Annotated in this window: 1 protein-coding gene; it reads left to right on the forward strand. The window is 54.0% G+C overall.

The features are described 5' to 3' along the window. Window positions 1-27 precede the first annotated feature (27 nt). Window positions 28-272, forward strand: a 245-nt coding sequence (locus QN347_RS19920; protein WP_323494418.1) for a DUF1854 domain-containing protein, incomplete at its 3' end; no start/stop codon positions are given.

Here is a 272-nt window from a genome sequence, read left to right on the forward strand (position 1 = left end):
GTGAGCATGACAACGACAATATTAAGCTTGCACCGCGATCCGTATGATCGACTGGTGTTACGGAATGAAGCCGGTGAAGTGTTTGAGGCTGTGAGCCCGGTGCGCGCTTTTCCTATCCAGTCGCCGTTGGAACATATTTCACTCGTGCTCAGCGATGGGCGCGAGGTGGCTTGGATCGAGGCCTTGTCTGATTTGACCGAAGCGGCGCGTGCCTTGGTATTGGAAGAGTTGGATGGTCGCGAATTCATGCCGGAAATCGAGCACATCAGTAG

The sequence above is a fragment of the Sphingomonas sp. 10B4 genome (assembly GCF_035019905.1).
Lineage (GTDB): Bacteria > Pseudomonadota > Alphaproteobacteria > Sphingomonadales > Sphingomonadaceae > Sphingomonas > Sphingomonas glacialis.